Genomic DNA, 25152 nt, shown 5'->3' with positions numbered 1-25152 from the left:
CCATGAAGGCAGTCGCTCATTTCCAGTGTCGGCAGCAATGCCGCGAGAGACCCACGTGAGCAAATCAATGATTCGATCATGGCGAATAGAGATCGCGGCCACTGGGTTGCTGGCTTGTACTGTGCCTGGCGCACTGTTGGCCCAGTATTACGACGATCCGGGACTGGGTTCGCGCCCGGTGGCCGCCCATCCGCAGGATTACAAGCCGCTGGGCATCCGCGCCGGAGCCTTCATGCTGCACCCGGGCGTACAGGTTGGCGCCGAGTACACGGACAACGTGCTGTTTTCAGACGGGGAGAAATCCAGCGACACCATTTTTCACGTTCGCCCCTACATTTCAGCCCAGAGCACCTGGAGCCAGCACTCGCTGAATGTCAGCCTGTCTGCCGATATCGCGCGCCACGCCGACTTCAGTGTGCGCGACTACGAGGATTACTTTTTCGGAGTTTCGGGCCGGGTGGACGTCAAAACGCGCAGTTACCTGACCTACTCCGTGGATTACCTCGACCTGCACGAAGACCTCAATTCGCGCGGCTCGGAACAGGGCATCGAACCGACCCGCTACAACTCCACCGGCTTCACCCTCGGCTACGATCATACGTTTAACCGCTTGTCACTCGGCGCTTCCTATGGCTGGAGTCAATTCGACTACGACAATGTCCTCGATGCCAATGGCGAAATCATCGACAACCAGGATCGCGATCGGGACAGTAATACCTACTCGTTGCGCGCGGGTTATCAGTTCCGCACCGACCAGCAGGTCTATGTTTCCTACACCGGTTACAGCCGCGACTTCGACCAGCAGTTCGACCGCAACGGATACGAGCGCGCCGGTGATGGTTACAGCGTGAACGGCGGTCTGCGGTTGTCCATTACCGGCAAGCTGAATGGCAATATTTTCGCCAGCTATCACAACCGCGATTTCGATGACCCCCGTTTGCCCTCTGCCGACGGTTTTGCCGGTGGCGCCGGGCTGACCTGGCTACCGACCCAGCTCACCACGGTTTATGCCAGCATGGCCAGCAGCATCGAAGACACGACCAACCGCGACAGCTCCGGTTACCTGCAACGGATTTATACCCTGCGTGCTGATCACGAACTGCGCCGGCACCTGCAACTCAATACGTTTGTTTCCTATCGCACCTATGATTACCAGCCGATCGAGAATGCCCCGGAAACGGCGCGCTCCCAGGACGATAGCTGGCGCGCCGGCTTCGGCGCCAACTGGTTCATCAACCGCCATGCTTACCTCAATGCTTCCTACACTTGGGAAAGTCTCGACAGCAGCGTCGCCAACGACGATTACACGGTCAATCGCGTATGGCTGCTTCTGGGCCTGGAGTACTGAGTTCAGTTTTCCTCGTTTGACATGACGCCTCGCATCAACAGCAGTGGCCATGAGCCGCGTGTTGGCAGCCGTATACGGGGAATCAGATTTCCCTGCTGGCGCGGCTTGCTGGCCGTGCTGCTCACCCTTTGCAGCCTTGCGGCGGCCGCCCAGGAGCCGCAGGCTGAACCGCTGTTGCAATCCGGGCTGAGTAACGACAGTTACGCGCTGAGCCCCGGCGACCGGCTGAGGATCAGTGTGTTCAACCACGAAGATCTGTCCGGCGAGTTTCAACTCGACAGTGACGGCCGGTTTTCCATGCCGCTGATCGGCACAGTCGATGCGGCCGGCCTGACGCCTGCCGAGCTGGAATCGCTCCTGGTCAATCGCTACAAGCCCGACTATCTCGTCAACCCACGCATCTTCATCCAGGTGCTTAACGCGCGCCTGTACTACCTGGTGGGCGAAGTCCGGGGGACCGGGGCCTTCCCCTATGTGCCGGGCATGACCTATCTCACCGCCATTGCCAAGGCCGGCGGATTTACCTACCGCGCGAAAAAGGAATACGTCTATGTGGTTCGCGCGGAGGACCCCGACCAGGAGGAAATCCGGTTGAGCGTGGAAGAACTGGTCCGGCCGGGCGATATTGTCCGGATCGCGGAACGGCTTTTTTGAAACACCGGGTGTCTCCAAACCCGCTAGAATCCCTGAAATGAACGATATCGGCACCGACCGCCCGTCTGGCGAATTCGCTGACCACGAAGAATCCGCTCAGCCGTTCCCGCTGTTCGATTACCTTCAGCTTCTGTGGTTTCGCCGCAAGCTCATTATCGCGATCACCGTGTTCGTGGCCATTGTCGGTTACATCCAGGTCAATGAAATCAAGAACGTCTATTCGGCGACCGCAACCATGATTATCGGAGTCCCCGAGTCCCAGGTCGTGGATATCGAGCAGGTACTCACGCGCAATGTGCGGACGGATGGCGCGGCTGGAGAGGTCGAAGTGCTGCGCTCGCGCGGTCTCGCGGAAAAGGTGATTGAACGTCTCGGCCTGCTCAATGACCCCGAATTCAACCCCTGGCTGCGCCAGCCCGAGAAAGGATTTTTCGATTTCCTGCGGTTCCTGAATCCGAAAACCTGGATTCCCACCGGGTGGAAAACCACGATCAAAGAAGCGGTGGGAGTTCAAACCGAAGTGGCGGCACCGGCCGTCACGCCCAGTGCCGAGGAAAAAGAGGAAGCCCTTCGGCAGCGTCAGCTATCAACGGCTGTCAGTATTTTTCTGCGCAAGCTCAAAGTCCAGCAGCTCGAGTGGACCAACGTCATCAACATCACGTTCTCGTCCCTGAGTCCCGAGACCGCCGCCCGCGTAGCGAACGACCTGCCCGAGGCCTATATCGTCGATCAGCTCGAAGCCAAGTTCGAAGCCACAGAGAAGGCCAATTCCTGGCTGACCGACCAGTTGCAGGAGCTGGAACTGAAGGTCGTCGAATCCGAGCGGGCTGTCGAAATCTATCGGGATGAGCACGGTCTGTCTCCGCAGGCGGGCGGCAGCATTCTCGACGCTCAGCTCTCGGAACTGAACAGCCAGTTGATCATTGCACGGGCGGAGCGCGCCGAAGTACAGGCTCGTCTGTCACAGCTTCGGCGTCTGCTCAAAGGGGGCGGTCAGGGCATTGAAACCGCATCCGAAGTCATTTCCTCCACCCTGATTCAGCAATTGCGTGCGCAGGAGGCCCAGGCGCTCAGCCGACAGTCCGAACTGGCGGTCGAGTACGGTCCGAAACATCCGCGCATGCTGCAGGTGCAGGCCGAAATCGAGGAAATTCGCGACCGCGTACAGACCGAGATCAGGCGGATCGCCATCGGCCTGGAAAACGAAGCGGATTTCGCGCGCACCAAGGTGGCCAGCATCGAGAGCAGCCTGCGCGCGGCCCAGGGAGAGTCCAGCGAACAGAACAAGGAAGCCATTCAGCTCAGGGCCCTGCAGCGCGAAGCCGCAGCGAATCGCACGCTGTATGAGACCTTTCTCAACCGTTTCAAGGAGACCAGTTCCACCCAGGGACTCGAATCCGCGGATGCCCGGATTATCTCAAAGGCGGAAACGCCCGGAGGCCCGTCGTACCCCAACCGCAATGCGTTGCTGCGCAATTACGTGGTGATGGGTCTGATGGGCGCCTGCGGTCTGGTATTGGCTTTGCAGATTCTCAACCCCGGCCTGATGAACCCCGAGCAGGTGCAGCAGGTGGTGGGCGAATACGTGATCGGGCTGATACCGGTAATGCCCGGCAAGGTGGCCCCGCACGACCAAATTCTGGACAAGCCGAATTCATCCCTGGTGGAGGCGATCAATTCCCTGAAATTTTCACTCGCATTGTCCGATCCCGACCACCCGGTCAAGGCGGTGCAGATTACTTCCTCGGTGCCGGAGGAGGGCAAAACCACGCTGGCCCTGTCGATCGCCCGAGTGGTGGCGGCATCCGGTGAAAAAGTCATCGTGGTCGATGGTGACCTGCGCCGTTCCAGCATCGGCAAGAAACTGGGCATGCGGGAAAAACACAAAGGCTTGTCCGATCTGGTGGTTGCCGGCGACGCGGACCTGTCCGAGTTTGTGCGCCGGGATGAAAAGGGTCAGATCGACTACATGCCTCCCGGCACGGCCAAATTCGCCAATGCCACCGACATTTTTTCCTCGCACCGGATGCAGAGCATCGTGGAATTGCTGAAGTCGCGCTACGATCTGGTTCTGATCGACACACCGCCGGTGATGGCCGTGGCCGACGCACGCATCATTGGCCGGGTCGTCGACAAGACCATTTTCGTCATACGCTGGGACAAGACTCCGCGCAAAGTCGCACGGGCCGCGATCGAGCAGTTGCGCCGCGCGGGAACCAGCCTGGCCGGTGTGGTTTTGCAGCAGGTGGATCTCAAGCGCTATGGCCGCGTGGGCTATGGCAATTCCGGCTACTACTACCATTACGGTCGATACGGACACTATTACACCGATTAATCCGCGCCGATATTTTTTGCCGCTGCTGGTCACGGCCATTGCCGCCATGGTGCTGGTGCTGTCCGGTCCGCGCGTGGTGGCGAGTATTCGCTACCTGCCGATCGAGCATGCGCTGGACGAGTATTACCGCACCCTCGAAATTCCCACGGATCGTTTACCGGTCCTCATGCAGTTCGCGCAAACAGCCATCGCGTACAACGACCATCCCCGCTATTTCGACGGCCTGAGCGTATTGCACTATCTGCGCGGCCTGGATGTCTATACCCCCGCGCGGCAACGGATTGGGGAGTACCGGGCAGCCGAGGGGGCAGCCCTCGAGTCTTTGAGCCGCTCACCGGCTCAGCCGGCTGCCTGGTTGCGCGTGTCCTATATTCGCTGGGTCCTGCGTGACGAGGCACCGGACGTCATCAGGCCCTGGAAAATGTCGATATTCGCCGGGCGAATGGAATCCGCCCTGTTTCTGCAACGCGTGGAAATCGGCATGGCCTATCGGACGGAGCTGGACGAAGAAGGATCGGCGATGTTGCGGGATCAGATTCTCCTGGCGTGGGAGTTGCGCCCCGGTTCGCTGATACAGTTGCTGGCCCGGCGTGACCCGAGCCTGGCGCAAACGCGCGCCCTGATCGGAACGGCCGATCCGCTCGCACTGGCAGAAATGGAGGCCTGGGTTGAGAAAGCTCGTTAATCGCTGGCTTCGTGGCAAAGACCGGGAAGCGGTGGCTCCACGCGTTCCCGATGGCCAGCGGGTGTATTGCATCGGCGACATTCACGGGCGGCTGGATCTGCTGGACGAGCTTCTGCGGAAAGTCGACGAGGATGCATGCGAATTCGAAGGTGCGCGGATTCTCGTGTATCTCGGTGATTACATCGACCGCGGCCCGCAGTCCCGGGAAGTCATCGATCGGCTGCTGGAGGAACCGCTGGCCGGTTTCGAGGTGATCCACCTGCTGGGCAACCATGAACAAACCCTGCTGGATTTCCTCGCGCACCCGCACAGTGTGGGCAGTTGGCTGGCGTATGGCGGAATCGCCACCCTGGCGAGCTACGGCGTTCATGCCGGGCCCGGCGAGTCGCGCAGTGAACTGGGCGGCCTGCGTGACAGTTTGGAGCAACGATTGCCCGATGCCCATCGGCGCTTCCTGGAAGAATTGAAGTTGCTGCACGTCTGCGGCAGTTACTGTTTCGTTCACGCGGGCATCCGGCCGGGCGTGCCCTTGCAGGAACAGCGGAACGACGACCTGCTGTGGATTCGCGATGAGTTCACGCGCAGTTCGGCCGTACACCCGCACGTCATCGTGCACGGACACACCATCACCCCGAGTGTCGAGTTTCTGCCGAACCGGATCGGGATCGATACGGGCGCCTTTCATACCGGAATCCTGACCTGCCTGGTTTTGGAAGCCGACACGCAGCGCCTGTTGCAGACCGGAATCGCGGCGGTCTGAACATGCGGTCCCGAAGATACTTCCAGCGACCCGGTGCATGGCTTCGATCGCTTTCGCTGATGGTTTTCTGGACTGCAACGGGCATGGCCGACTACCGGGCCGGCATCGAAGCCTACCGTGCGGGCGACTTCGAAGGGGCCCACGCTGAATGGCACGCAGTGGCCAGTCAATCATCACCCCAGGTGGAGCCCGGTATTCGGGCAGAAGCCTGCTATGCGCTGGCCATGCTGTACTGGCTGGGTCGGGGGGTGATCCAGGACAGCGTTGAAGCCGCTCGTTGGCTCGGTGAAGCCGCGGAATTGAATCATGCCGGTGCTCAATCGAAGCTCGGCTATCTGTACCTGATCGGCCAAGGCGTGCCGCAGGACGACTTCGAAGCATTCAAGTGGCTTCGCATGGCGGCGGCCGCCAGTGACGCAGATGCACAGTACAACCTCGGCGTGATGTACCGCGACGGTCGCGGCGTCCCCCCCGAACCGGGGCGCGCGCTTCAATGGTTCAGTGAAGCGGCCGCGAACGGCGATCCCGTCTCCGCGGCCATCGTCGAGGAGTATCGGCGTTCCGGAGTGTTACACACCGGCATTGCGGATACCGAAGAGCGGGTGCCGGGCAGTGAAATCGGGAATGAAGCCGAAGAGCCTTCACTGGTCAGCCAGTTGGCCCGGTTTGGAGAAGACGGACAGAATGAGCCAGACGGGGAGGGGGCCGACTGGCCGGCTGATGTAATGCGGCGAGACTGGATCAGGTCGCGCGACCCGGCGCATTACGCCATCCAGGTCATCGCCGTCCGCTACACGGCCACGGTCAGGGAGTTCATCCAAGATCATCCGGACTGGCAACCGTTTTCGGTGTTTGCGTTGCATTCGGAGTCAGGGCCTGTCTGGGTGCTGCTGCAGGGAGATTATTCCAGTGCGGAGGAGGCGGGCCTGGCCAGGGAACGTTTTCCGACGACCATTCAGTCACAGCGGGAACTGTGGATCCGTCCATTCGGCGAGATCCAGGCGGAACTGGAGCCCCGGGAACGGTGAGGGCAGGGTGTTGAACCGCAGCATCTTCCCGGTACTGATGTTGCTGGTGGCCATCGCCCCCCTTCCGCTCGGGAGCAACCGCGAATGGGCCTGGAGCATCTGTGCCGCGATCGTGGGTGTGTTGGGACTGCTGTGGGGTCTGAGCCTTTCTTTCAATCGTTCGAGTTCACCGAGCCAGCCCAATCCGTGGATTGTCCTGGCATTCGTGTTCGCGTGCATCTGGGTCGTCGTGCAGCAGGCGGCCTGGGTGCCAGCTTCCTGGAAACATCCCCTGTGGGGCATGACGTCGACCGTGCTCGCGCGGGATGTCGCTGACGCCATTTCCGTCAATCCGCACGCAACCGTTTCGGCGATGATGCGCCTGCTGACCTATGCCCTGAGCTTCATGCTCGCTTTCCACCTCGGGAGGGAGCGCGAACGCGCACTGGCGGCTTTCGGCTGGATTGCGATGGCTGGCCTCGTCTACGGAATCTTCGGCCTCGCGGTCTATTGGAGTGGTTATCACCCTGGCTGGCTGTTCGGCGACCGGGTATTGCCTGAAGACGTGCGCAGTACCTTCGTCAATCGCAATCATTTCGCCACCTGGCAGGGGCTGTCGCTGCTGGTGGCCATGGCGTACTACTACCAGCGGCTCTCGCGGCCACCCGTCAAGCCGTACCAGGTACCCATGGACCGGGCGGCGGCCGCTGAAGAATTCATTCGGCGCGCATGGATGCCGCTGGCTGCCTTGCTGCTGATGTCTTCAGCGCTGATCCTGACCCACTCGCGGGGTGGTTTCGTGGCTGCCGTTGCGGGCACCCTGGTGCTGGTCTACCTGCTGGATCGTCGCGGGCGCAGGCATCGGGCGGCTTCGCGCGTGACGGTCATCGCCGCGGTCGGTGTGGCCAGCCTCGCCTTCTTTCTGACCAGCGAGGTGCTGCTCGAGCGCATCAACCATACCGACATCACGACCGAAGAGCGGTTGGCGGTCTATGCCGACGTCACTCGGGGCATTTCGGACAACCCGTTGCTGGGTTTTGGCTACGGAACCTTCAGCGACAGCTTCCGAATGTACAACCAGGTCGGCACGGCGGTGCATTACGACCGGGCACACAACACCTGGTTGGAAAATGCCTTCGAACTGGGCTTGCCCGCCGCCGTGCTTTTGTACGCAGCACTCGCGGGCCTGGCTCTGATCTGCCTCGGCGGAGTGTCACGCCGCCATCGGGATTGGGTTTTCCCGGCCACCGGAGTCGCCGCGTCGGTACTGGTCGCGATGCATTCGATGGTGGATTTCAGCCTGCAGATTCCCGCGGTCGCCATTCTGTACGCCTGCATCATGGGAGTCTGCTGTGCCCAGGCGTATTCGAGTTCTGCCGGCGTTTCGGGATTCGGTCATGCAACACGGTGATTGCCGGGGCAGGTGGATGAACGCGCGGTGAGTCTGCTCAGTGCACAACCCTGGATCCTGCTGCCCATGGCCCTGCTGATGTCCGTGGTCTGCGCCGCGCTCCTGGTGCCTCTGGCGCAGCGAGTCAACCTGGTCGATCGACCGGACATCCGCAAAGTGCATGATGCCGCCACACCCCTGGTCGGAGGGGCGGCCATCTATGTGGCGCTGGTCATATCCACCGTGCTGTCTCCCATCCAGGTGGGGCTGTCCGATCCGTTTTATCTGGCTGTTCTGGCTGGTGGCGCGCTGCTTCTGCTGACCGGACTGATCGATGATTGGCGCGGACTGTCGCCGCTGGCGCGATTCCTGGTTCAGATCGGCGCCTGCCTGCTGTTGATCCGGTTTACCGGTGTTCGACTGGATGATTTCGGACCCCTGTTCACCGATGAGCGGCTGAACCTGGGTTGGTGCGCGATTCCGATTACGATTTTCGCCGCGATGGGTGTGATAAATGCTTTGAACCTGTGCGACGGCATGGACGGGCTGGCCGGCTCGATCGTGTGCATCGCGGCGGCCGGCATGGCGATGTTTTCCGCCATCGCCGGCGATACCGACATGTTGTGGTTGTTGCTGCTCACCATGGCCACTGTTTGCGGATTTCTGTTGCTCAATGCGCGTTTGCCGTGGAATCCGGTCGCCCGGATTTTCCTGGGAGATGCGGGCAGCCTGATGCTGGGCTTCGTCCTTGCGTGGAGTTTCATTCGTCTGGGCAGTGGTCCCGAGCGTGCCTTCATGCCGATGACGGCCGTCTGGCTGTTCGCGGTACCGCTGCTGGATACATCGACCCTGATCTGGATGCGTTGGCGCTCGGGGCGTTCGGCCTTCGCGGCGGATCAGCGGCACCTGCACCACGCCTTTCTTCGCGCCGGTTTCAGCATGGGTGAGACCTGGATTGCGATAACGCTTCTCGCCGTGATGCTGGCGGGGGTGGGGATCGTTTTCGAATTCAGCCAGGTGCCCGCGTATCTCAGCTTCTACGGATTCATGATTTTTGCATTTGCCTATTACTTCTACCTGCGCCACAGTTGGGCCGCCCAGAGTTTTCTCGGCCGCCATTTCATTCATCACGATTTTCAGATCGAGGAAAAACTCCACTACGGAACGAAAGGAGCCATGCACAAATGACGACAACGACCTCGATGGGCGGCGGCCCGCTACGCATTCTGGTGACCGGCGGCGCGGGATTTCTCGGCTCCCACCTGTGTGAACGGCTGCTGCGCGAAGGGCATGACATTCTGTGCGTTGACAATTTCTACACCTCCACGCGGCGCAATATCATCCCGTTTCTGGACCACCCGAATTTCGAGCTGATGCGGCACGATGTGACCTTTCCGCTGTACGTCGAAGTCGACCGCATTTACAACCTGGCCTGCCCCGCTTCGCCCATCCATTACCAGCGTGATCCGGTTCAAACGACGAAGACTTCGGTGCACGGGGCGATCAACATGCTCGGCCTGGCCAAGCGCACCGGTGCCCGGATCCTGCAGGCATCGACCAGCGAAGTGTACGGCGATCCGGAAGTTCATCCGCAGACCGAATCCTATTGGGGCAATGTGAACCCGATTGGTGTCCGCTCCTGTTACGACGAGGGCAAGCGCTGCGCGGAAACCCTGTTCTTTGATTATTGGCGGCAGCACGGATTGCCGATCAAGGTGGCACGAATCTTCAATACCTACGGGCCGAGGATGTTGCCCAACGACGGCCGGGTCGTGTCGAATTTCATCGTTCAGGCGCTTCAGGCAAGGGATATCACGGTCTACGGCGACGGCGAGCAGACGCGGTCTTTCTGTTATGTCGATGATCTGGTCGATGGCCTCATCAGGTTGATGGAAAGCGATGATGAGATAACCGGACCGGTCAATCTCGGTAATCCGGGTGAGTTTTCGATCAGGCAACTGGCGGAGCAGGTCACCGAGCTGGTGGGTTCAGGTTCGAGCATTGTTTATGAGCCGCTGCCCGAAGATGACCCGACCCAGCGTAAACCGGACATTTCCGAGGCTCGCCGGCACCTGGGATGGAATCCGGTGGTGGCGCTCGAGGATGGCCTGCCGCGCACGGTCGAGTATTTTCGCGAAACCCTGCTGGGCGAATGATGAAAAACGTACTGGTTACGGGGGGCGCCGGATACATCGGATCCCACGCCTGTGTCGAGTTGCTGGAGGCCGGTTACCGGGTGCTGGTTATCGACAACCTCAGCAACAGCAAAACCGATGCGTTGGAGCGGGTGGGCGGAATCACCGGCAAGTCCCTCGACTTCATCCGCTGCGACCTGCTGGACCGGGACAAGTTGCGCAAGGCTTTCGATGTTTTCAGGCCCGACACCGTGATGCATTTCGCCGGCCTCAAGGCCGTCGGGGAGTCGGTCGAAAAACCCCTGCTGTACTATCGGAACAACGTTTCCGGCACGGTGAATCTGCTGGACGTGATGGTCGATAGCGGTGTCCGAAACCTGGTCTTCAGTTCATCGTGCACGGTCTACGGCGAGCCGGATACCTTGCCGATCACCGAGGATTCCCCGCTGGGAGCTGTCAACCCCTACGGGCAAACCAAGCTCACCATCGAGTACATGTTGCGCGACGTGGTGGCGTCCAGGCCGGACTGGAATGTTTCCGTGTTGCGCTACTTCAACCCGGTGGGCGCCCATCCCAGCGGTGAAATCGGCGAGGACCCGCTGGGTATTCCCAACAATCTGATGCCTTACATCACCAAGGTGGCGGTCGGGGAATTGCCCGAGCTGTCCGTGTGGGGTGACGACTACGACACCCCGGATGGTACCTGCATACGCGATTACATCCACGTGGTCGATCTGGCCAGGGGGCACATCAAGGCGTTGCAGAAACTGGCAACCGATCCGGGCCTGATGGTGCACAACCTCGGTACCGGGCGCGGCTATTCGGTCAAGGAGGTCATTGCAGGGTTTCGCAGGGCCACCGGACAGGACATTCCCTGCCGGATTGCCGGGCGCAGGGCGGGTGACGCCCCTGCGGTTTATGCCGACCCTTCGCGGGCCGCGGCCGAATTGAGCTGGACCGCGGAATTCGACCTCGACGCCATGTGCGCGGACGCGTGGCGTTGGCAACAGAAAAACCCGGAGGGGTATTGAGCAGCACGTCACCGCACGTCATCGAATTCATCGCAGCGGCGCTCCGTGGCGCGCCGGCATCCTGGGCTTCGCTGCAACCGTCTGTGAGCGAACAGGAATTTCTCGATTGTTGCCGGCATCATGGCGTTCAGGGGGTCCTGTTTCACGCGCTGGCGGAGTCCGGCACCGGGCATGAATGGCCCGATGGCATCCTGACCGTACTGGAAGAAGAATGCAGGGAGTTCGTGGCTGCAGAGCTGTTGCGCGGCCACCATCTCGTGCGAATCAGCGAAGCACTCGGGCAGCGCGGTATCCGCCATATACTGATGAAAGGCGAGGCGCTCGCGCAGACCCATTACGCGCAGCCAGGCAGCCGCGTGCGCGGTGACACGGATTTGTTCATTCACCTGCATGACATCGGGCGGGTGCGAAGCACGCTGACCGACGCTGGCTACAAAATCGTCCCTCCGGTATACAAAACGCACCAGTTCACAGTGACACCCGCCGCCGGAAAGGGCGTGGGGGTGTGGTTCGACGTCCATTGGCGGATATTGAATTCTCCGCGATACGCGCTCAGCTTCGATTTCGAAGACGCATATGCGCAGGCAACAAAAATGGATTCACTGGAAAGTGCCAGCGTTCTCAGCGCGGAGCATAATTTCCTGGTGGCCTGCATGCACCGCGATGGCAGTGACCGGCATGATCGGAACCGGTTGATCTGGCTTTACGACATACACCTGCTGTTCTCCGCACTGGGCCAGGAGGGGCAGATGCGCGTTTGCCGGCTGGCGAACTCGCTCAACCTGCAGGAATGCTGCCGGGATGGGCTCGAGCGTGCGGCCAGGCTCTTCCGAACCAGGGTCACTTCCGAGTTGCTTGAGCTCCTGAGTCCGGCGCCAGAGCCGGTTGATTTCCGGTGGCGGTTCAGTCACAGCAGCCTGGGTCTGTTGCGTCATGACTGGTACAGTCTTCAGGGATGGGGAGATCGCAGGCGCTTGCTGGGAGAACTCTTCCTGCCTTCCGGAAAAAGCCTGCTTGCCAGGTACGGCAAGGAGGGTCGTCAATGGTTGCCATGGCTTTATGTGCGGCAGATTTCGAGCGGAGTGGCGAACCGGTTGAGGTTGAGGTGAAGGTGAAGGATGGGGATCAGGCCCCGTTGAACTCGAAGAATTTTGCCAGAGACCAGATATTCGAACTCTCGGATCAGGTGTTGAGCCAGGAGGTTCGGGGCGAGACCGTGCTTCTGGATCTTGCCAGCGAAAAGTACTTTGGACTCGACCCGGTGGCGACCCGGGTCTGGCAGTTGCTGGAGGCGGGTATGACCCTGGGCGATGTGTTCGAAACGCTCCTGGGGGAGTTTGATGTCGAACCCGGCCAGCTCGAGGACGACATCCACTCACTTCTTGTCTCCCTTAACGAGGCGGGTCTCATTCGTCCGAGTGCCCGGCCCGTGGAGTCCTGATGGCCGTGCGCTGGAATACGTTGCGCACGCTCGGTTGGCTGGACTGGCTGATTTTTTTTCAGGCGCTGTGGATGCTCCCCTGGTGCGCTCTCAGCCTCAGGTACAGGTCGTTTCAGGCCCTGTACGAGCAGGCTCGTTCAGGTATGCCCACGGCAAGTCCGCTGACTGAGGATCAACAGCTTGCGCTGGCGCACCGGGTGTCGGAGGGCGTTGACCGCGCGGCCGCGCGCGGGCCGTATCGGGCCAACTGTCTCAAGCGTTCGCTGGTTCTGTGCCGGTTACTGCACAAGCGTGGCATTCCTTGCGAAGTCAAACTGGGTGCGGACCTGGCAGCCAGCGGTTTTTCCGCACACGCCTGGGTGGAATGCTCAGGCACCATTATTGGTACGCAGGAACCCGGGCAGCGCTTCAAGACTCTCGAATCCCGGAGCCGCGCTGGTCACTGAGCCAAGGGCCGAGGCGGACACGTATCGGGTCTTCGATCTGCTCGTCCGCAGTGAATTGCCATTGCCGCTCCCGCCGGTCCCGGGTCAAAACAAGGCCGACCTTGATATTTTCGTGGGCGATGAGCCTGGCACGGATGCGACCGGGTTTACCTGGTTCAACGAATGGAAAGGCACGGACGGCCAGGTCTCTCTGGCCGCCGCGCGCAACGGCGGCGCCTACCTGCTGCGTTTTCCGGACCTGGCCGATTTCCACATCGGTTCCGACCTGGGAACCATCACCGTCAGGTCGGCGCAAAATGCCGCACAGGATTTCCTTGCACACCTTCTGATTGATCAGGTCATTCCGAGGGTTCTGAACCAGAAAGGCCTTCTCGTCGTCCATGCGAGCGCGGTTGCGTTGCCGTGCGGCAGGGTGATTGCTTTCGTGGGCAGGGGCGGCCTGGGAAAATCGACGTTGGCGGCAGCCCTGGTCGTGAGGGGTTCCAAACTGGTGACCGATGACTGCCTGGTTTTGGACCGTGAGTCCGGTGCCATTACCGGGCGGCCACCGTATGGCAGCCTGCGGTTGTGGCCGGATTCAATCGCCGCGCTGTTTGACCGCAACAACGCTTTTCGACCCATTTCCGAGTCAGCCGAAAAATTTCAATGGATACCCGAAACCCGGGATTCGGGGTCGAGTGCTCATGCGCTTTCTGCACTGTTCGTGCTGGATGAGCCGGATGCCGACGGCGGGCCGGAGCAGCCGCGCATGGTCCCGCTCAGTGGCTCCGGGGCGTCAATGGCGATCATTGAATCCCTGTTCGTGCTGGATATCGACAATGCCGACGTGGTTGGTCGCAATGTGCGTGGGGCGGCGGCACTGGTGGCATCTCGGTTGCCTGTTTTTCGTTTTTCGTACACCCGCCGGTACGAGTCACTGGCGGCGGCGTGCGGCTTCGTCGAAGCACAGGCGCAGGCCGCATCGGGCATGATCCCGGCGAACTGACCGCATGCACAGCATTCTGGGAATACTGCATTTCGATGGTGAAGCACTGGATTCGGCAGCATGGCACAGTCTCGTCGGCGCCAGTGCTCCTCATAAGTGGGCCGCGCCGGAACCCGCACGTATTCCGGAGTTTCGCGAGTGGAAGAACCGGAGTGTGGCCCTGGGATACCGGCCCAGCCCATCCGCGCGAAGCAAGCATGAAGACGTACTCCCATGGGTCCACGACCCCACCGGCCACGTCATCACGGCGGAGGCGCGCCTGGATAACCGCCGGGAATTGATGTCACGCCTGAATATCCGAAAAAAAGGCGGTGAGGAACCCCACGACGGAGAGTTGATACTTCGGGCCTATCTGGAATGGGGGCGCGGCTGCCTGGACCGGTTGCAGGGAGATTTCGCGTTCGCGCTCTGGGACCCTCGGCGTCGTGCACTCCTGTGCGCACGCGATCGCCTGGGTGCCGGCGCACTCACTTATGTCCGACAGCACAACCGGTTTGCTCTCGCATCGAGCTCCGAATGGCTGATTCGTCTGCCCGGACTGACGGGCCGGCCCGAACTCACGAGCCTTGCCGAGTCGATTGACTGGCGATTTCCCGCCCTGGGAACGCGAACGACCTGCCGGCAGGAGGTTCAGTCCATGGTTCCGGGAGAGTTGCTTGAAATTGACAGCGAAGGCCGCCTGTCCACTTCAATCTGGTGGGCGCTGGAGCTGACGGAGCCGGAGTCTTATGCCACGGAGCGTGAAGCTGCGGAACACTTTCGGGAAGTTTTTTCAGTGGCTGTCCAAAGGCGGCTGGAGCCGGGTGTTGATGCCGGTTTGCTGCTGAGTGGCGGGCTGGATTCGATGGCCATCGGCGCCACCAGCCGAAGTTTGCGACCTGCTCCCGAACCATTGCATTCATTTTCAGGGGTATATGACAGTCCTGACGAATGCATTGAAAGCCGCAGCATCATGAGCCTGGTCGCGTCATTGCAAACAGTTCCCCACTTGATCCACGTGCCATCGCTTGCCGGCGAGCCCGGCAGGGATGATCTGATAGAAATCGCCTGGGGCCAGCCACACCCTGTCGATAACAGTCTGCTGCTGCCGGCCTTGTGCTGCCTGGCGGCTCGCAGCGCCGGCATGGACGTGATGTTGTATGGGGCAGCAGGTGACATTGTCACAAGTGCGCCGCACATGTACGTTGCTGATCATTTTCGAAATGGCGATTGGCGGCTTGCTGTTTCAGAGAGTTTCGGCGCAAGCCGTAATCACGTCTATTTCCGGAGCAGGAGCGCGTCCTGGTTGCTGGCGAGATTCATGATGTCAGCATTTCTGCCCGAATGGTGCAAACGGCCGATCAGAAAGGCGCCGTTCTATCCTGCCAGGGATCCGGCGCCACCCCCTCTCATGAGCCGGTCGTTGTACGACGCGTATCAGGAGATCAAGTCGGAGAGCGGCCCGTCAGGATCCAATGGAGAAAGGCTGCCGCCGGAGGGCTCGAACTGGAATCACCAGGCATCCGGACTGTCCGGATTCGGGCGGATCGGAAGGCGATTCGGCACTCAGATGCGGGATCCCTGGGCGGATGTCGATGTCGTCAAATTCTTCGTCGGCCTGCCACTGAAGTACAAGATACGCGACGGCTGGACAAAGTATCTGGTGCGTCGTGCTTTTCGTGACCGAGTGGATAAAGACGTGATCTGGCGGCGCGACAAAAATCATCTGGGGTGGCGATTTACACGCGAACTGATGATTGCCACGGCGCCCTTTGTCCGGGATACCATCAATGGCGGTTTGTCTGACGTCGCAGACTACGTCAATGTGGACGAGGTCAACAAACTGATGCAGCACTACGACCCGCACGACGACAACGGCCCATGCCAGGTGGTTTTTGACTTGGTAACCCTGATACTATGGCTTAAGGGGTAGTGGTATTGGAACCTGCCCGCCGGATCAAATTTTTCGGGTGACGTCTATGGATTTTCAAAGACCTGCGGCAAAAAAACCCTACGAAAAACCGAAGTTGCAATACTTCGGCCGACTCCGGGAACTGACCGCGTCCGGTTCCGGCGGCCCGAGTGAGTCGGCATCAGAAAACTCCGATATGAATTGCCTCCCGAATTATAAAGCGCATATGTCATGTGTTTGAGGGTGCTTGAGCGCAAAGCGCATGCATCTGCAAGCACAAACGGATGGGCCGGGGCGATAGCTGATTAAGCCTGGCGCTGTGGCAAGGGGTCCAGTTGGATAATTCGATCCGCCAGTTCCAGCGTGCCGGGACGGTGCGTGATGAGAATGACGGTTTTAAGTCGAAATATCTCTTTGCATTGAGACACGAGATCCGATTCGCCGAACGGGTCCAGCATCGATGTGGCCTCATCGAACACGAGAATCGCTGGCTGGCGCAGGAGGGTTCGCGCCAGGGACACGCGCTGGCGTTGCCCGCCCGACAACTTGACACCCTGGTCGCCGATGACCGTTTCATAGCCATCGGGTAATTCGTCGATAAACCCATGTGCCTGGGCCGCGAAAGCGGCCTTTTTCATTTCCGCGTCTGTCGCATCCGGGCAGCCATAGCAGATATTCTCTCGAACCGTGCCGTTGAACAGCAGGGTATGCTGCGCAACCAGTCCCACCTGGCTGCGCAGGCTGGTGATGTCCACCTCGGCGATGTCCTGCCCGTTGATCAGGATTCGTCCGCCGCGGGGTTCCATGAATCGCAACAACAAATGCACCAGCGTGGTTTTGCCCGCGCCATTCGGGCCGGTGAGGGCGATGGTTTCGCCCGGTTGAATGACCAACGAAAAGTCCTCGAGCACCGGACTGCGCCCGGGATAGGCGAAACTGACGTTCTGGTATTCGATACGACCGTCACCGGCCACCAGAGGTGGTTGGCCGATGCTGACCGGTTCAGGCTGCACGGAGAAAAAATCCAGAAGCCGATCGGCTGCGCCGCGGGTCAGCATGACCTGCCCGTAAACGTTGGCCAGGCCGGACAGCGGCTGTGCCAGCAGCATGGCGTACAACAGCAGGCTGACGAGTTCGGCGGCATCGATCCGCCCCTGTTCAACATGCTGCAGACCCAGCCACAGCAAGAGCAGCATGCCTATTCCGGACAGGAAGCTGACTGAGGGTGACAACAGGGCCTGCAGGCGGATCTGCTGGCGCGAGTGCCCCAGCACGGCGCGATTGTGCTCGCGAAAGCGAGCCCGTTCCGCCGGCTCGCGCCCAAACGCCTTGATGGCCGGGATCAGCGCCACATTCTCCTGGGCGAAGGCGTACATGCTCGACCAGGCATCGATCCACCGGCCGGTGATGGGGCGGATTCGGCGCCCGATGACTTTCATCGCAACGAAGTAGGCGGGCAGGAGGATGGCCGCAAGCAGTGCGAGTTGGATGTCGATCAGCGCCATCATGAGGAACGCCCCGGCGAATACGAAAAGCTGGGGCAGCAGTTGCACCAGCGTGCCCGTCACGAAGCCGCTGATGATCTCGGAGTCGTTTGCGAGCAAACTGAGCAGATCGCCCGGCTTGCGATCCTGGTAGTAGCCCAGCGGCAGCACTTGCAGGTGCTCGTACACGCGATTGCGCAGTTCCGCGGACATCGACTCACCCGTTACGCCGATCAGGTACTGGTTGGCAAAGCCAATGACCGCCCGAAAGAGCAGCAAGCCCGACCACGCCAGCAAAATGAAGGTCAATGAAAAACGGCCTTGAGCGGAATCGAGAATGATCGCGGTCAATTGCCCGGCAATCCAGGGGTTGGCGAGCGAAATGGCGCCGCCGGCCAGGAGCAACAGCAGGATGAGCGCCAACGTGCCGCGATGAGGGGTCACGTAGCGGAGCAAGTGGGCGAACTTCATGGGATGGTCGTTCAGACTCATTCGGTGGCTGCCCTTCAGCCGGGATTGCAAACCCGGGCGTGTCTGTTCTGCATTCTCCCAGTAACACCATGGGGCTGCAAAGCCAGTGTGTGCGAAGATAGGGTTTGGCGGCGCGGGCGCGCCACGGCACGGCTGGATTGAGACAAGTGAGCGTATACCGGGATATTGAATCACATCGCAGCATGGTCTTCGACGAGGTGCGTAATGCCGCGTACGCGAAGGCGATTCGAAACGTCGTGACACCCGATTGCACGGTGTTGGATCTTGGGGCCGGGCTGGGCATACATGGATTGCTCGCGGCCGGGGCGGGCGCCGCACGCGTCATTCTGCTCGATCCCTCACCCGTCGTGGACCTGGGGCTCGATCTGGCCCGCGATAACGGCCTTGGCGGCCGCGTTGAGGTGATCCGAAAACGCGCCGAAGAGGTGGAAACCTTGCCACCCGTGGACCTGATCGTTTCCGTGTTTACCGGCAACTTTCTGCTTTCCGAGGATTTGCTGCCCTCGCTGTTCCTGGCGCGGGATCGATTTCTGAAGCCGGGCGGTGAGCTCCTGCCGGACCGGGCGCGCATGCTGACGGCACTCGTTTCCGCGCCCGATTTTTATTCCGAACACATCTCGCGCTGGTCCAGGCCAACGCTCGGAATCGACTTTTCGCGTGGGCGTGGTTTTGCCGCGAACACCCTGTTTTGGCGTCCGGTGAGCGATCTGGGCGCGGAATTGCTGAGCGATGCGGTGGAACTTGACTGCATCGACTTTCACACGGCGCGCACGGCGGCGTGCGGCAGCGAAGTGGAAATGACCGCCGGCAGTAGCGGCCTTTGCCACGGCGTGATGGGGTGGTTCGACATGCGGCTGGGAGAAGACTGGCTGTCGACGGGGCCGGCTGCCGAACCGATGCATTGGTCGGTGGCATTCATGCCGCTGGATCCTCCGCTCGACCTGAAGGAAGGAGACAACGTTAAATTTGGCCTCGATCGACCCCCGTTCGGCGAATGGACCTGGACCGTGACCCTGGGGGGCAGCCGGCAGCGCCACTCGACTTTCCAGGCCAACATCGTCGACCTGGCGCACCTGAAGAAACAGGCGCCCGATGCGGCACCGAACCTGAGCCAGGAGGGCAGGCTGGCTTTGCACGTGTTGTCCTGGCTAAGCGAAGGGCGAACGCTTCGGCAGATCATCGACAGCGCTCGTAAAGAGTTCCCCCGGCAGTCGGTGCACGAACAGGAACTCGAGAGCCACGTTCGAAGCCTGGTGAGACGCTGGGGCGGTGACCCGGCATGAGTCAGGCAGACACCCTGCGGTATTCAAGCGGTATTTGAAATGTACGTATATCTTTCCAAGATCGTGCCCCTCTTTCTGATGCCCCTCGGCTTGATCATTTTTGCCGCCGTACTGGTGCTGCTGCTTCTGGTCACGGGCCGCAGGCGGCTCGCCGCCTGGCTGCTGTCGTTCACGGTCCTGCTGCTTTGGCTGGCTGCAATGCCGATCGTGGCAGGCAGCCTGTACGGGCGCTTGGAGTCGAGGTTTCCGCCCGAGCCGCTCGCACGGATTCCTGTCAGCAGTTGTATCGTAGTCCTTGGCGGGGCCGTGGGCTTGCCGTTCGCTCCGCGCCAGGACATCGAGCTTACCGAAGCGGTGGACCGGGTTTACAAGGCCGTGCAGTTGTACCGGGAAGGCAAGGCCAACCGCGTGTTCGTCGCGGCCGGCAACCAGCCCCGGTCGGAGTCCGGGCCCAGCGAGGCAGCGCTGATCGGTGAGTTGCTGGTGGAGTGGGGCGTGCCGGCGGATGCGATACAACTCGAGGGCCGTAGCCGCAACACGCGCGAGAACGCGGTGAACATTAAGCCGATGCTGGAAGCGACGGGCTGTGACCGTTCGCTGCTGGTGACATCGGCCGCGCACATGCAGCGGGCGCTGGCCTCGTTCAAGGAAGTGGGTCTGTACGCCTACCCGGTTTCCACCGATGTGCGGGCGATCAGGAGAACGGAATATACGGCGATGGATTTTCTACCCGACGCCCACGCCCTGGCGATGACCTCCGACGCCATCCGCGAATGGATGGGCCAGAAGGTCTATCAATGGAATGGATGGAACTGAAGCCCGCGGGGCAGGGTTCAGTCGTGTAACAGCGCGTCGACTTTCGCGGCGCAGATGAAGTCGTTTTCGCTCAGCCCGTCGATGGCGTGGGTGGTAAAGGTGACCTCACAGTAGTTGTAACCAGCGCTGAAATCCGGGTGATGACCTTCCTGGTTGGCGATCCATGCCATGGCGTTGATAAAGCCCACGCATTTGTAGAAGCCCTTGAACTCGAAGCGACGATGAATGGACTTGCCATCTTCGGCCAGTTCCCAGCCTGTCAGCTGACCCAGCAGGGTTTCGGCCCGCTGCCGGTCGAGCGGATCGACCCCGCCTTCGCAGGGTTCGCAGTGGCGGTCGGTAAGGCTGCAGGTTCTGTTCATGGTGTGTGACTTCCTCTTGGTGATTTCTGGCACGTTCAGACCGGCGCATTCATTGGGGCCGGATGGGTCCCGGATCAAGTCCGGGATGACGTCCGGATCACGTCCGGGATGCTGCGATAGCGTCACCCCGGCCCCCGAGCCGGGGCCCACAAGCCGGGTTTGGCACAGCGTTCGGATCAAATCCGGGATGTTTCGATAGCGTCACCCCGGCCCCCGAGCCGGGGCCCACAAGCCGGGTCTGGCACAGCGTTCGGATCAAATCCGGGATGTTTCGATAGCGTCACCCCGGCCTCCGAGCCGGGGTCCACAAGCCGGGTTTGGCACAGCGTCCGCCCCCGTCCGGATTGCTCGGCATTCATGCCACTTCCCTGGGCGGAAACGTCGGTTCGTGCATGCCCAGGCGGCGCGCTTCGGCCACCAGTTTGAGCAGATCCATCTGGGCCAGGTCGAACAGCTGGTCGAAACTCTCCAGTACAAAATACACGGTTTGAAAGATATCGATGCGGTAGGGCGTGCGCAGGGCATCCACCGGGTCGAAGGGCTTGCGCTGCGGCTTGTCGCTCTCCACCGCGTAGACCAGCTCGCCGGGGGAGGACATGATGCCGGATCCGTACGCGCGGATCCCTTCCGCGGTTTCCGCCAGGCCGAATTCCACGGTAAACCAGAACAGCCGGGCGAGCATGGCGTGGTCTTTTGGGTCGGCTGCCAGGCCGGCTTTCCCATAGGCCTCGATGAACGCGCCGAAGCGGTGGTCCGTCAATACCGGGGTATGGCCGAACACTTCGTGGAAAACATCCGGCTCTTCGAGGTAATCGAAGTCCTCGCGGGTGCGGATGAACGTGGCTACCGGAAATTTCCGGTCGGCCAGCAGGCCGAAGAACTTCGTAAACGGAATGAGGGCCGGCACCGGCCATACGTGCCAGCCGGTGTGCTGTTCGAGCACGGCGTTCAGCTCGTTGATCTGAGGCACCCGGTTGACAGGCAGGTCCATCTTCTCCAGCGCTTCGATCCACTGCGGACAGGCGCGGCCGGGCAACATCGGAATCTGCCGCGTGATCAGGTCGTGCCAGATCGCGTTTTCTTCGTCTGAATACCCGATGTGCCCGGTTTCGTCGGGAACCTTGGCGACGTATTTGCTTTGCTTTCCCTTGCCCATAGACGAAAAATTCATTTCCTTTTCAGCGTATTCGAAGATAAGTTTATATCAATACGTGAGCAAAAATTTTGCGTTTATTGCTTTTTGTTCGGCAATAGTGATATAAATGTTTCCGTCAAACGGAATTTGACGAAAAATATGTTTCAATGGACAGAACAGATTTGCGAATCCTTGCGGAGTTGCAGGCCGATGGCACGCTCTCCAGCCAGGCTCTCGCGGAGAAGGTTGGATTGTCCACGGCGCCGACCTGGCGCCGGGTTCGAAAGCTGGAGGAAGACCGGGTCATATCTACCACAGTAGCGATACTGGATCCGGAAAAAATTGGGCTGGATGTGATCGCCATAGCGGCGGTTTCATTAGAGGACCACCACCCTGTTTCGATCAGGGAGTTCGACGAAATGGTCGCCAACCGGCCCGAGATACTGGAATGTTTCGCCATGAGCGGACAGTACGACTACTTGTTGAAGGTAGTGTGCTCATCCATCAAGGCGTACGAGCGGCTGCTGCGCGAGCACATCATGCCCTGCAGGGCCGTACATCAAGTCAACACGAGTTTCGTGTTGCGAAAAGAAAAGGTCACCACGGCGTTGCCGTTGAGCGAATCAGAATTGGCATGAGCTGGAGTTGGAGAGGACACCAGTTTCAATGCAACGGAACTGCAGGTGGCGACCAGGGAAGGTTTTGAATTCGGAAGCTTTGCGCTTCGACGCATTGAAACTGACGGCCAGGGAGGTCGTCAGGATCACCAGGGAAGGTCCTTTGGAGTGGCGTGGCCAGGACGGCTGCCTGAACGAGCCAGGGACGGTTCCTGTTCAAGGGGATTGAACCCAGCCCGGTTGGGCTGGTTTGACCGCCACAGGCGGTTGTTTGCAAGGGATAGGGCGGCGGAGATGGTCCAGGATGGACGTCAGCGCCAAGGAAGGCTGGCGCCTTCGCTGCCCTTGGAGCGCAGTCGGCTCGTCGGCTGCGTTTCGTCCAGCGAGACTGTCAGGGAGCTGCTACCCTGGCGTTTCAACGAGATGGCCGGGACCTTTGGGTCCCGGCTTTTTTTTGCTCTGCTCCGGACGAATGCGTGTGATCCGCCGCTCGGATGCAGGCTGACTTCCCATCATTTTTTGAGACATCGAGACTGTTATCCAGCCTATTCAATGGCTTGGGCGAGCATTCTCGAAGAGGTGTCGATAGGGTTCGGGGATGCGTTCGTACTCGTCGCGCTCGATCATCAAGGGTTCCTGCAATTCGTAATTCTTGCGGTCCTGAAACCAGCGCCTGCTGTACACCAGGTAGAGAATGGGCCGGGGAATGGTCGATGAGTTGGCCGTGCCGGCGTGGCGCAGCCGAAAATCCATCAGGTAGCAGTCGCCGACCTTCGGCCATGGCATGACTGCGCCTTCAAAGGCGTCCAGTTGCCGGCGCGAATACCGGTTTTCTTCACGGCTGGATCGGATCCGGTGCGATCCTTCCCACAGCGCGGTGGTGCCGGTGCTCTCAGTCAGATCGACCAACGGCACGACCACGTGCAATGCGTAGGGCGGGAAGAAGGCATTCAGGCCGCCGGCCTCCGCGAACAGCGGCGGGTGGTCGCGATGGACATGCTGCGCGGGAGCGCCCGGGTAGGCACAGACGGCACCGAAGCTCTGGATCACGCAGTCATCGCCCAGCAGCCGGTGCAGTACGGGCAGCAAGCGTGGATTGGCATACAGTTCCGGGTCCATGAACGGCGGTTCCAGCCGCAGCGAGAACATGAACCGCTCATGACCGACCTTGAGGCAGGACTGCTCGATTTCGGCGCGATCCCGGGAGGCGTAATCATGCAGGAACGCTTCCCGCAACGCGGCCACCCGGGCCGGGTCGAAACAGCCGTCCAGCTGCAGGGCGCCGTGCACCCGAAAACCGTGCGCTGCCCGGTCAAACAGCGGTTCGAGTTCGGTGGGGTCGGAGTCGGCCGATGCGCCGTACCGGATTCGGGCCTGGAGGGTCATGTATGTGCTGTGATGTTCGAGACTGGCAACATTCTAGCCGTGTTCGCTATGCTGCGGTGATTCCTGGCGCAGGCATGTCTGCATGAGCGTAGCCCCCGAATTCAAAATCTGCGAAGGCGTCATTTCCGAAGTGGTTCCGCTCGGCGAGACGGTTTTCATGAACGTGCATACCCTGACCTATTTCGGGCTGGATACCCTGGGCTCGCGGTTGTGGCGCGCGGTGCGGGAGACGCAGGATTTCTCGGCCGCGGTTGCGGCCGTGGCGGAAGAAACCGGCATGGATCCGGAGCGGCTGGCGCGTACCCTGGAGTCGGTGCTCGCCGGTATGGAACGCAGCGGTTTGATTGTACGCCCGGGCGCCCCGGAATCAGGCGCCGCCGCGGGCTCGTCGGACTGATCGATTCGGTTGACATCACCCGCCGTCAAAAAGGATAATGCGCAGCCCCCGACGGGGTGGGGTCCGACCGCGGACCCATATCGTCTCGAGGGGATCGAAAAAGCGCGCGCCCGTAGCTCAGTTGGATAGAGTGTCTGGCTACGAACCAGAAGGTCGGGAGTTCGAATCTCTCCGGGCGCGCCAGTTTTCGAAACGGCAAGACGGGAAGCGAGAGCAGCAAGGCCGAGGCCACTGCGATTCGAACTCCCGACAGACACGAAGAGTTCGACGAATTCGAAAAAGTCAGTATTTGAGTTGTGCAGGCGCCCCACGGCGTCTTTTTTGTTTTAAATGGCGTTTTTGAAACGTCGCCGGTTTGCCGGTGGACATCGAAGTTTCTAAAATGCCCGGGTTCGGACCGAGTCGGGGTGTAGCGCAGCCTGGTAGCGCAACTGCTTTGGGAGCAGTGGGTCGGGGGTTCAAATCCCTCCACCCCGACCATTCGCGAACGTTTCGCGTATTACTCCGGTCTGAAACGCCGCGCCTGTAGCTCAACCGGATAGAGCACCGGCCTTCTAAGCCGGGGGTTGCAGGTTCGAGTCCTGCCGGGCGCGCCAATATAGCAAGGCGGCAGTAACGCAGAAGAGCGTCACGCCGCAAAGGCGTCTGGAGACTCGAACCGAGGCTTTCGGAGACTTGCCGCAGGCAAGCGAGGAAGCCATTGATGTCGGCGGAGCGTTGCGGTTTGCGCGCCTGTGCGCAAGAACGCATTTTTCGGCGAGTTGAGGGTATGCCACGCGACACAAACCGGTTAAAATAGGCGGTCGCGTTACTGAACGATCAATGGTGGGCGTAGCTCAGTTGGTAGAGCTCTGGATTGTGATTCCAGCGGTCGTGGGTTCGAGCCCCATCGTCCACCCCAATTTTCCGGTCGTGCGGATGCCGCACGGCCTGCAGTTCCGGGCCATTAGCTCAATTGGCAGAGCAGTAGACTCTTAATCTATTGGTTCTAGGTTCGAGTCCTAGATGGCCCACCAATTAAAGACCGGCAGTGAAAGCGAAGTAGGCAAAGCTTTCACACCGGCAGGGCCGG

23 protein-coding genes and 5 tRNA genes are annotated in these 25152 nt (G+C 60.5%); 24 read left to right on the top strand and 4 right to left on the bottom strand.

Features of this window, described 5'->3' with window-relative positions:
- The first annotated feature begins 121 nt into the window (after nt 1-121).
- The 15 genes from V3330_RS04520 (at nt 122) to V3330_RS04450 (ending at nt 16129) form a co-directional block, all read left to right on the top strand.
- On the top strand, nt 122-1348 hold the full coding sequence (locus V3330_RS04520; RefSeq protein WP_354694196.1) for an outer membrane beta-barrel protein: 1227 nt from the start codon (nt 122-124) through the stop codon (nt 1346-1348).
- Between the two features lie 21 nt (nt 1349-1369).
- Complete coding sequence (locus V3330_RS04515) at nt 1370-2002, top strand: polysaccharide biosynthesis/export family protein (protein ID WP_354694195.1); 633 nt, start codon at nt 1370-1372, stop codon at nt 2000-2002.
- Nucleotides 2003-2039: 37 nt separating this feature from the next.
- Nucleotides 2040-4337 carry a GumC family protein gene (locus V3330_RS04510; RefSeq protein WP_354694194.1) on the top strand — a complete coding sequence of 766 codons (2298 nt, stop codon included), beginning with the start codon at nt 2040-2042 and terminating at the stop codon, nt 4335-4337.
- Nucleotides 4338-4353: 16 nt separating this feature from the next.
- Nucleotides 4354-5022, top strand: coding sequence for a hypothetical protein (locus tag V3330_RS04505; RefSeq protein WP_354694193.1), 669 nt, complete (start codon nt 4354-4356; stop codon nt 5020-5022).
- On the top strand, nt 5006-5782 hold the full coding sequence (locus tag V3330_RS04500) for a metallophosphoesterase family protein (protein WP_354694192.1): 777 nt from the start codon (nt 5006-5008) through the stop codon (nt 5780-5782). Before V3330_RS04505 ends, V3330_RS04500 begins: the two co-directional genes overlap by 17 nt.
- 2 nt (nt 5783-5784) lie before the next feature.
- Nucleotides 5785-6810 (top strand): hypothetical protein, encoded by a 1026-nt coding sequence (locus V3330_RS04495; RefSeq protein ID WP_354694191.1) that lies wholly within the window; start codon nt 5785-5787, stop codon nt 6808-6810.
- Between the two features lie 10 nt (nt 6811-6820).
- Nucleotides 6821-8200, top strand: a complete 1380-nt coding sequence (locus V3330_RS04490; RefSeq protein ID WP_354694190.1) for an O-antigen ligase family protein — start codon at nt 6821-6823, stop codon at nt 8198-8200.
- Between the two features lie 27 nt (nt 8201-8227).
- Nucleotides 8228-9367: an MraY family glycosyltransferase gene (locus V3330_RS04485; protein WP_354694189.1), complete on the top strand. Its 1140-nt coding sequence runs from the start codon at nt 8228-8230 to the stop codon at nt 9365-9367.
- Nucleotides 9364-10335 carry a UDP-glucuronic acid decarboxylase family protein gene (locus V3330_RS04480; RefSeq protein ID WP_354694188.1) on the top strand — a complete coding sequence of 324 codons (972 nt, stop codon included), beginning with the start codon at nt 9364-9366 and terminating at the stop codon, nt 10333-10335. Before V3330_RS04485 ends, V3330_RS04480 begins: the two co-directional genes overlap by 4 nt.
- The gene (gene galE / locus V3330_RS04475; protein ID WP_435791383.1) at nt 10335-11345 is read left to right on the top strand and encodes a UDP-glucose 4-epimerase GalE; all 1011 of its coding nucleotides are present in this window, start codon (nt 10335-10337) and stop codon (nt 11343-11345) included. Before V3330_RS04480 ends, galE begins: the two co-directional genes overlap by 1 nt.
- A complete protein-coding gene (locus tag V3330_RS04470) occupies nt 11342-12454 on the top strand; it encodes a nucleotidyltransferase family protein (RefSeq protein WP_354694186.1) in 1113 nt (370 codons plus the stop codon). Before galE ends, V3330_RS04470 begins: the two co-directional genes overlap by 4 nt.
- Nucleotides 12451-12786, top strand: a complete 336-nt coding sequence (locus V3330_RS04465; RefSeq protein ID WP_354694185.1) for a PqqD family protein — start codon at nt 12451-12453, stop codon at nt 12784-12786. The genes V3330_RS04470 and V3330_RS04465 overlap by 4 nt, the downstream gene beginning before the upstream one ends.
- Nucleotides 12786-13232 carry a lasso peptide biosynthesis B2 protein gene (locus V3330_RS04460; protein WP_354694184.1) on the top strand — a complete coding sequence of 149 codons (447 nt, stop codon included), beginning with the start codon at nt 12786-12788 and terminating at the stop codon, nt 13230-13232. Before V3330_RS04465 ends, V3330_RS04460 begins: the two co-directional genes overlap by 1 nt.
- A gap of 112 nt (nt 13233-13344) precedes the next feature.
- Nucleotides 13345-14217: a hypothetical protein gene (locus V3330_RS04455; RefSeq protein ID WP_354694183.1), complete on the top strand. Its 873-nt coding sequence runs from the start codon at nt 13345-13347 to the stop codon at nt 14215-14217.
- A gap of 4 nt (nt 14218-14221) precedes the next feature.
- Entirely contained in the window at nt 14222-16129 is a 1908-nt protein-coding gene (locus V3330_RS04450; protein ID WP_354694182.1) for an asparagine synthase-related protein, read from the top strand.
- Between the two features lie 284 nt (nt 16130-16413).
- Here the strand turns inward: V3330_RS04450 and V3330_RS04445 are convergent, their stop codons facing one another.
- Entirely contained in the window at nt 16414-18084 is a 1671-nt protein-coding gene (locus V3330_RS04445; protein WP_354694181.1) for an ABC transporter ATP-binding protein, read from the bottom strand.
- Between the two features lie 146 nt (nt 18085-18230).
- On the opposite strand from V3330_RS04445, the gene V3330_RS04440 reads away from it, so the two are divergent.
- Together V3330_RS04440 and V3330_RS04435 are read left to right on the top strand one after the other, a co-directional pair.
- Nucleotides 18231-19367: a methyltransferase domain-containing protein gene (locus V3330_RS04440; RefSeq protein WP_354694180.1), complete on the top strand. Its 1137-nt coding sequence runs from the start codon at nt 18231-18233 to the stop codon at nt 19365-19367.
- 39 nt (nt 19368-19406) lie between these two features.
- A complete protein-coding gene (locus tag V3330_RS04435) occupies nt 19407-20183 on the top strand; it encodes a YdcF family protein (protein ID WP_354694179.1) in 777 nt (258 codons plus the stop codon).
- A gap of 17 nt (nt 20184-20200) precedes the next feature.
- Here V3330_RS04435 and V3330_RS04430 read toward each other — a convergent pair whose 3' ends face one another.
- Nucleotides 20201-20545 (bottom strand): 4a-hydroxytetrahydrobiopterin dehydratase, encoded by a 345-nt coding sequence (locus V3330_RS04430; protein ID WP_354694178.1) that lies wholly within the window; start codon nt 20543-20545, stop codon nt 20201-20203.
- A gap of 355 nt (nt 20546-20900) precedes the next feature.
- Nucleotides 20901-21716: a phenylalanine 4-monooxygenase gene (gene phhA / locus V3330_RS04425; protein ID WP_354694177.1), complete on the bottom strand. Its 816-nt coding sequence runs from the start codon at nt 21714-21716 to the stop codon at nt 20901-20903.
- A gap of 131 nt (nt 21717-21847) precedes the next feature.
- On the opposite strand from phhA, the gene V3330_RS04420 reads away from it, so the two are divergent.
- On the top strand, nt 21848-22318 hold the full coding sequence (locus tag V3330_RS04420; RefSeq protein WP_354694176.1) for an Lrp/AsnC family transcriptional regulator: 471 nt from the start codon (nt 21848-21850) through the stop codon (nt 22316-22318).
- 528 nt (nt 22319-22846) lie between these two features.
- On the opposite strand, the gene V3330_RS04415 is transcribed toward V3330_RS04420, so the two are convergent.
- Entirely contained in the window at nt 22847-23683 is an 837-nt protein-coding gene (locus V3330_RS04415; RefSeq protein WP_354694175.1) for a phytanoyl-CoA dioxygenase family protein, read from the bottom strand.
- Between the two features lie 82 nt (nt 23684-23765).
- On the opposite strand from V3330_RS04415, the gene V3330_RS04410 reads away from it, so the two are divergent.
- From V3330_RS04410 to V3330_RS04385, 6 genes are all read left to right on the top strand, one after another.
- Nucleotides 23766-24080, top strand: a complete 315-nt coding sequence (locus V3330_RS04410) for a PqqD family peptide modification chaperone (RefSeq protein ID WP_354694174.1) — start codon at nt 23766-23768, stop codon at nt 24078-24080.
- A gap of 106 nt (nt 24081-24186) precedes the next feature.
- A tRNA-Arg gene (locus V3330_RS04405) sits at nt 24187-24263 on the top strand.
- 220 nt (nt 24264-24483) lie between these two features.
- Nucleotides 24484-24560 (top strand) — tRNA-Pro (locus V3330_RS04400).
- 39 nt (nt 24561-24599) lie between these two features.
- A tRNA-Arg gene (locus V3330_RS04395) sits at nt 24600-24676 on the top strand.
- A 229-nt stretch (nt 24677-24905) separates the two neighbouring features.
- Nucleotides 24906-24981, top strand: a tRNA-His gene (locus tag V3330_RS04390).
- 39 nt (nt 24982-25020) lie between these two features.
- Nucleotides 25021-25096: transfer RNA gene (locus tag V3330_RS04385), tRNA-Lys, on the top strand.
- Nucleotides 25097-25152 lie beyond the last annotated feature (56 nt).

It is taken from the genome of Elongatibacter sediminis (genome assembly GCF_037892215.1).
Lineage (GTDB): Bacteria > Pseudomonadota > Gammaproteobacteria > Xanthomonadales > SZUA-36 > Elongatibacter > Elongatibacter sediminis.
This window is presented reverse-complemented; position numbering and strand designations above follow the sequence as displayed.

What these genes read in the sequence shown, in the direction of transcription:
- V3330_RS04480 (WP_354694188.1), top strand. Translation starts at nt 9,364, where the DNA reads ATGACGACAACGACCTCGATGGGCGGCGGCCCGCTACGCATTCTGGTG.
- V3330_RS04410 (WP_354694174.1), top strand. Translation starts at nt 23,766, where the DNA reads ATGAGCGTAGCCCCCGAATTCAAAATCTGCGAAGGCGTCATTTCCGAA.
- V3330_RS04420 (WP_354694176.1), top strand. Translation starts at nt 21,848, where the DNA reads ATGGACAGAACAGATTTGCGAATCCTTGCGGAGTTGCAGGCCGATGGC.
- V3330_RS04510 (WP_354694194.1), top strand. Translation starts at nt 2,040, where the DNA reads ATGAACGATATCGGCACCGACCGCCCGTCTGGCGAATTCGCTGACCAC.
- V3330_RS04460 (WP_354694184.1), top strand. Translation starts at nt 12,786, where the DNA reads ATGGCCGTGCGCTGGAATACGTTGCGCACGCTCGGTTGGCTGGACTGG.
- galE (WP_435791383.1), top strand. Translation starts at nt 10,335, where the DNA reads ATGAAAAACGTACTGGTTACGGGGGGCGCCGGATACATCGGATCCCAC.
- V3330_RS04415 (WP_354694175.1), bottom strand. Translation starts at nt 23,683, where the DNA reads ATGACCCTCCAGGCCCGAATCCGGTACGGCGCATCGGCCGACTCCGAC.
- V3330_RS04515 (WP_354694195.1), top strand. Translation starts at nt 1,370, where the DNA reads ATGACGCCTCGCATCAACAGCAGTGGCCATGAGCCGCGTGTTGGCAGC.
- V3330_RS04445 (WP_354694181.1), bottom strand. Translation starts at nt 18,084, where the DNA reads ATGAGTCTGAACGACCATCCCATGAAGTTCGCCCACTTGCTCCGCTAC.
- phhA (WP_354694177.1), bottom strand. Translation starts at nt 21,716, where the DNA reads ATGAATTTTTCGTCTATGGGCAAGGGAAAGCAAAGCAAATACGTCGCC.
- V3330_RS04435 (WP_354694179.1), top strand. Translation starts at nt 19,407, where the DNA reads ATGTACGTATATCTTTCCAAGATCGTGCCCCTCTTTCTGATGCCCCTC.
- V3330_RS04430 (WP_354694178.1), bottom strand. Translation starts at nt 20,545, where the DNA reads ATGAACAGAACCTGCAGCCTTACCGACCGCCACTGCGAACCCTGCGAA.
- V3330_RS04450 (WP_354694182.1), top strand. Translation starts at nt 14,222, where the DNA reads ATGCACAGCATTCTGGGAATACTGCATTTCGATGGTGAAGCACTGGAT.
- V3330_RS04495 (WP_354694191.1), top strand. Translation starts at nt 5,785, where the DNA reads ATGCGGTCCCGAAGATACTTCCAGCGACCCGGTGCATGGCTTCGATCG.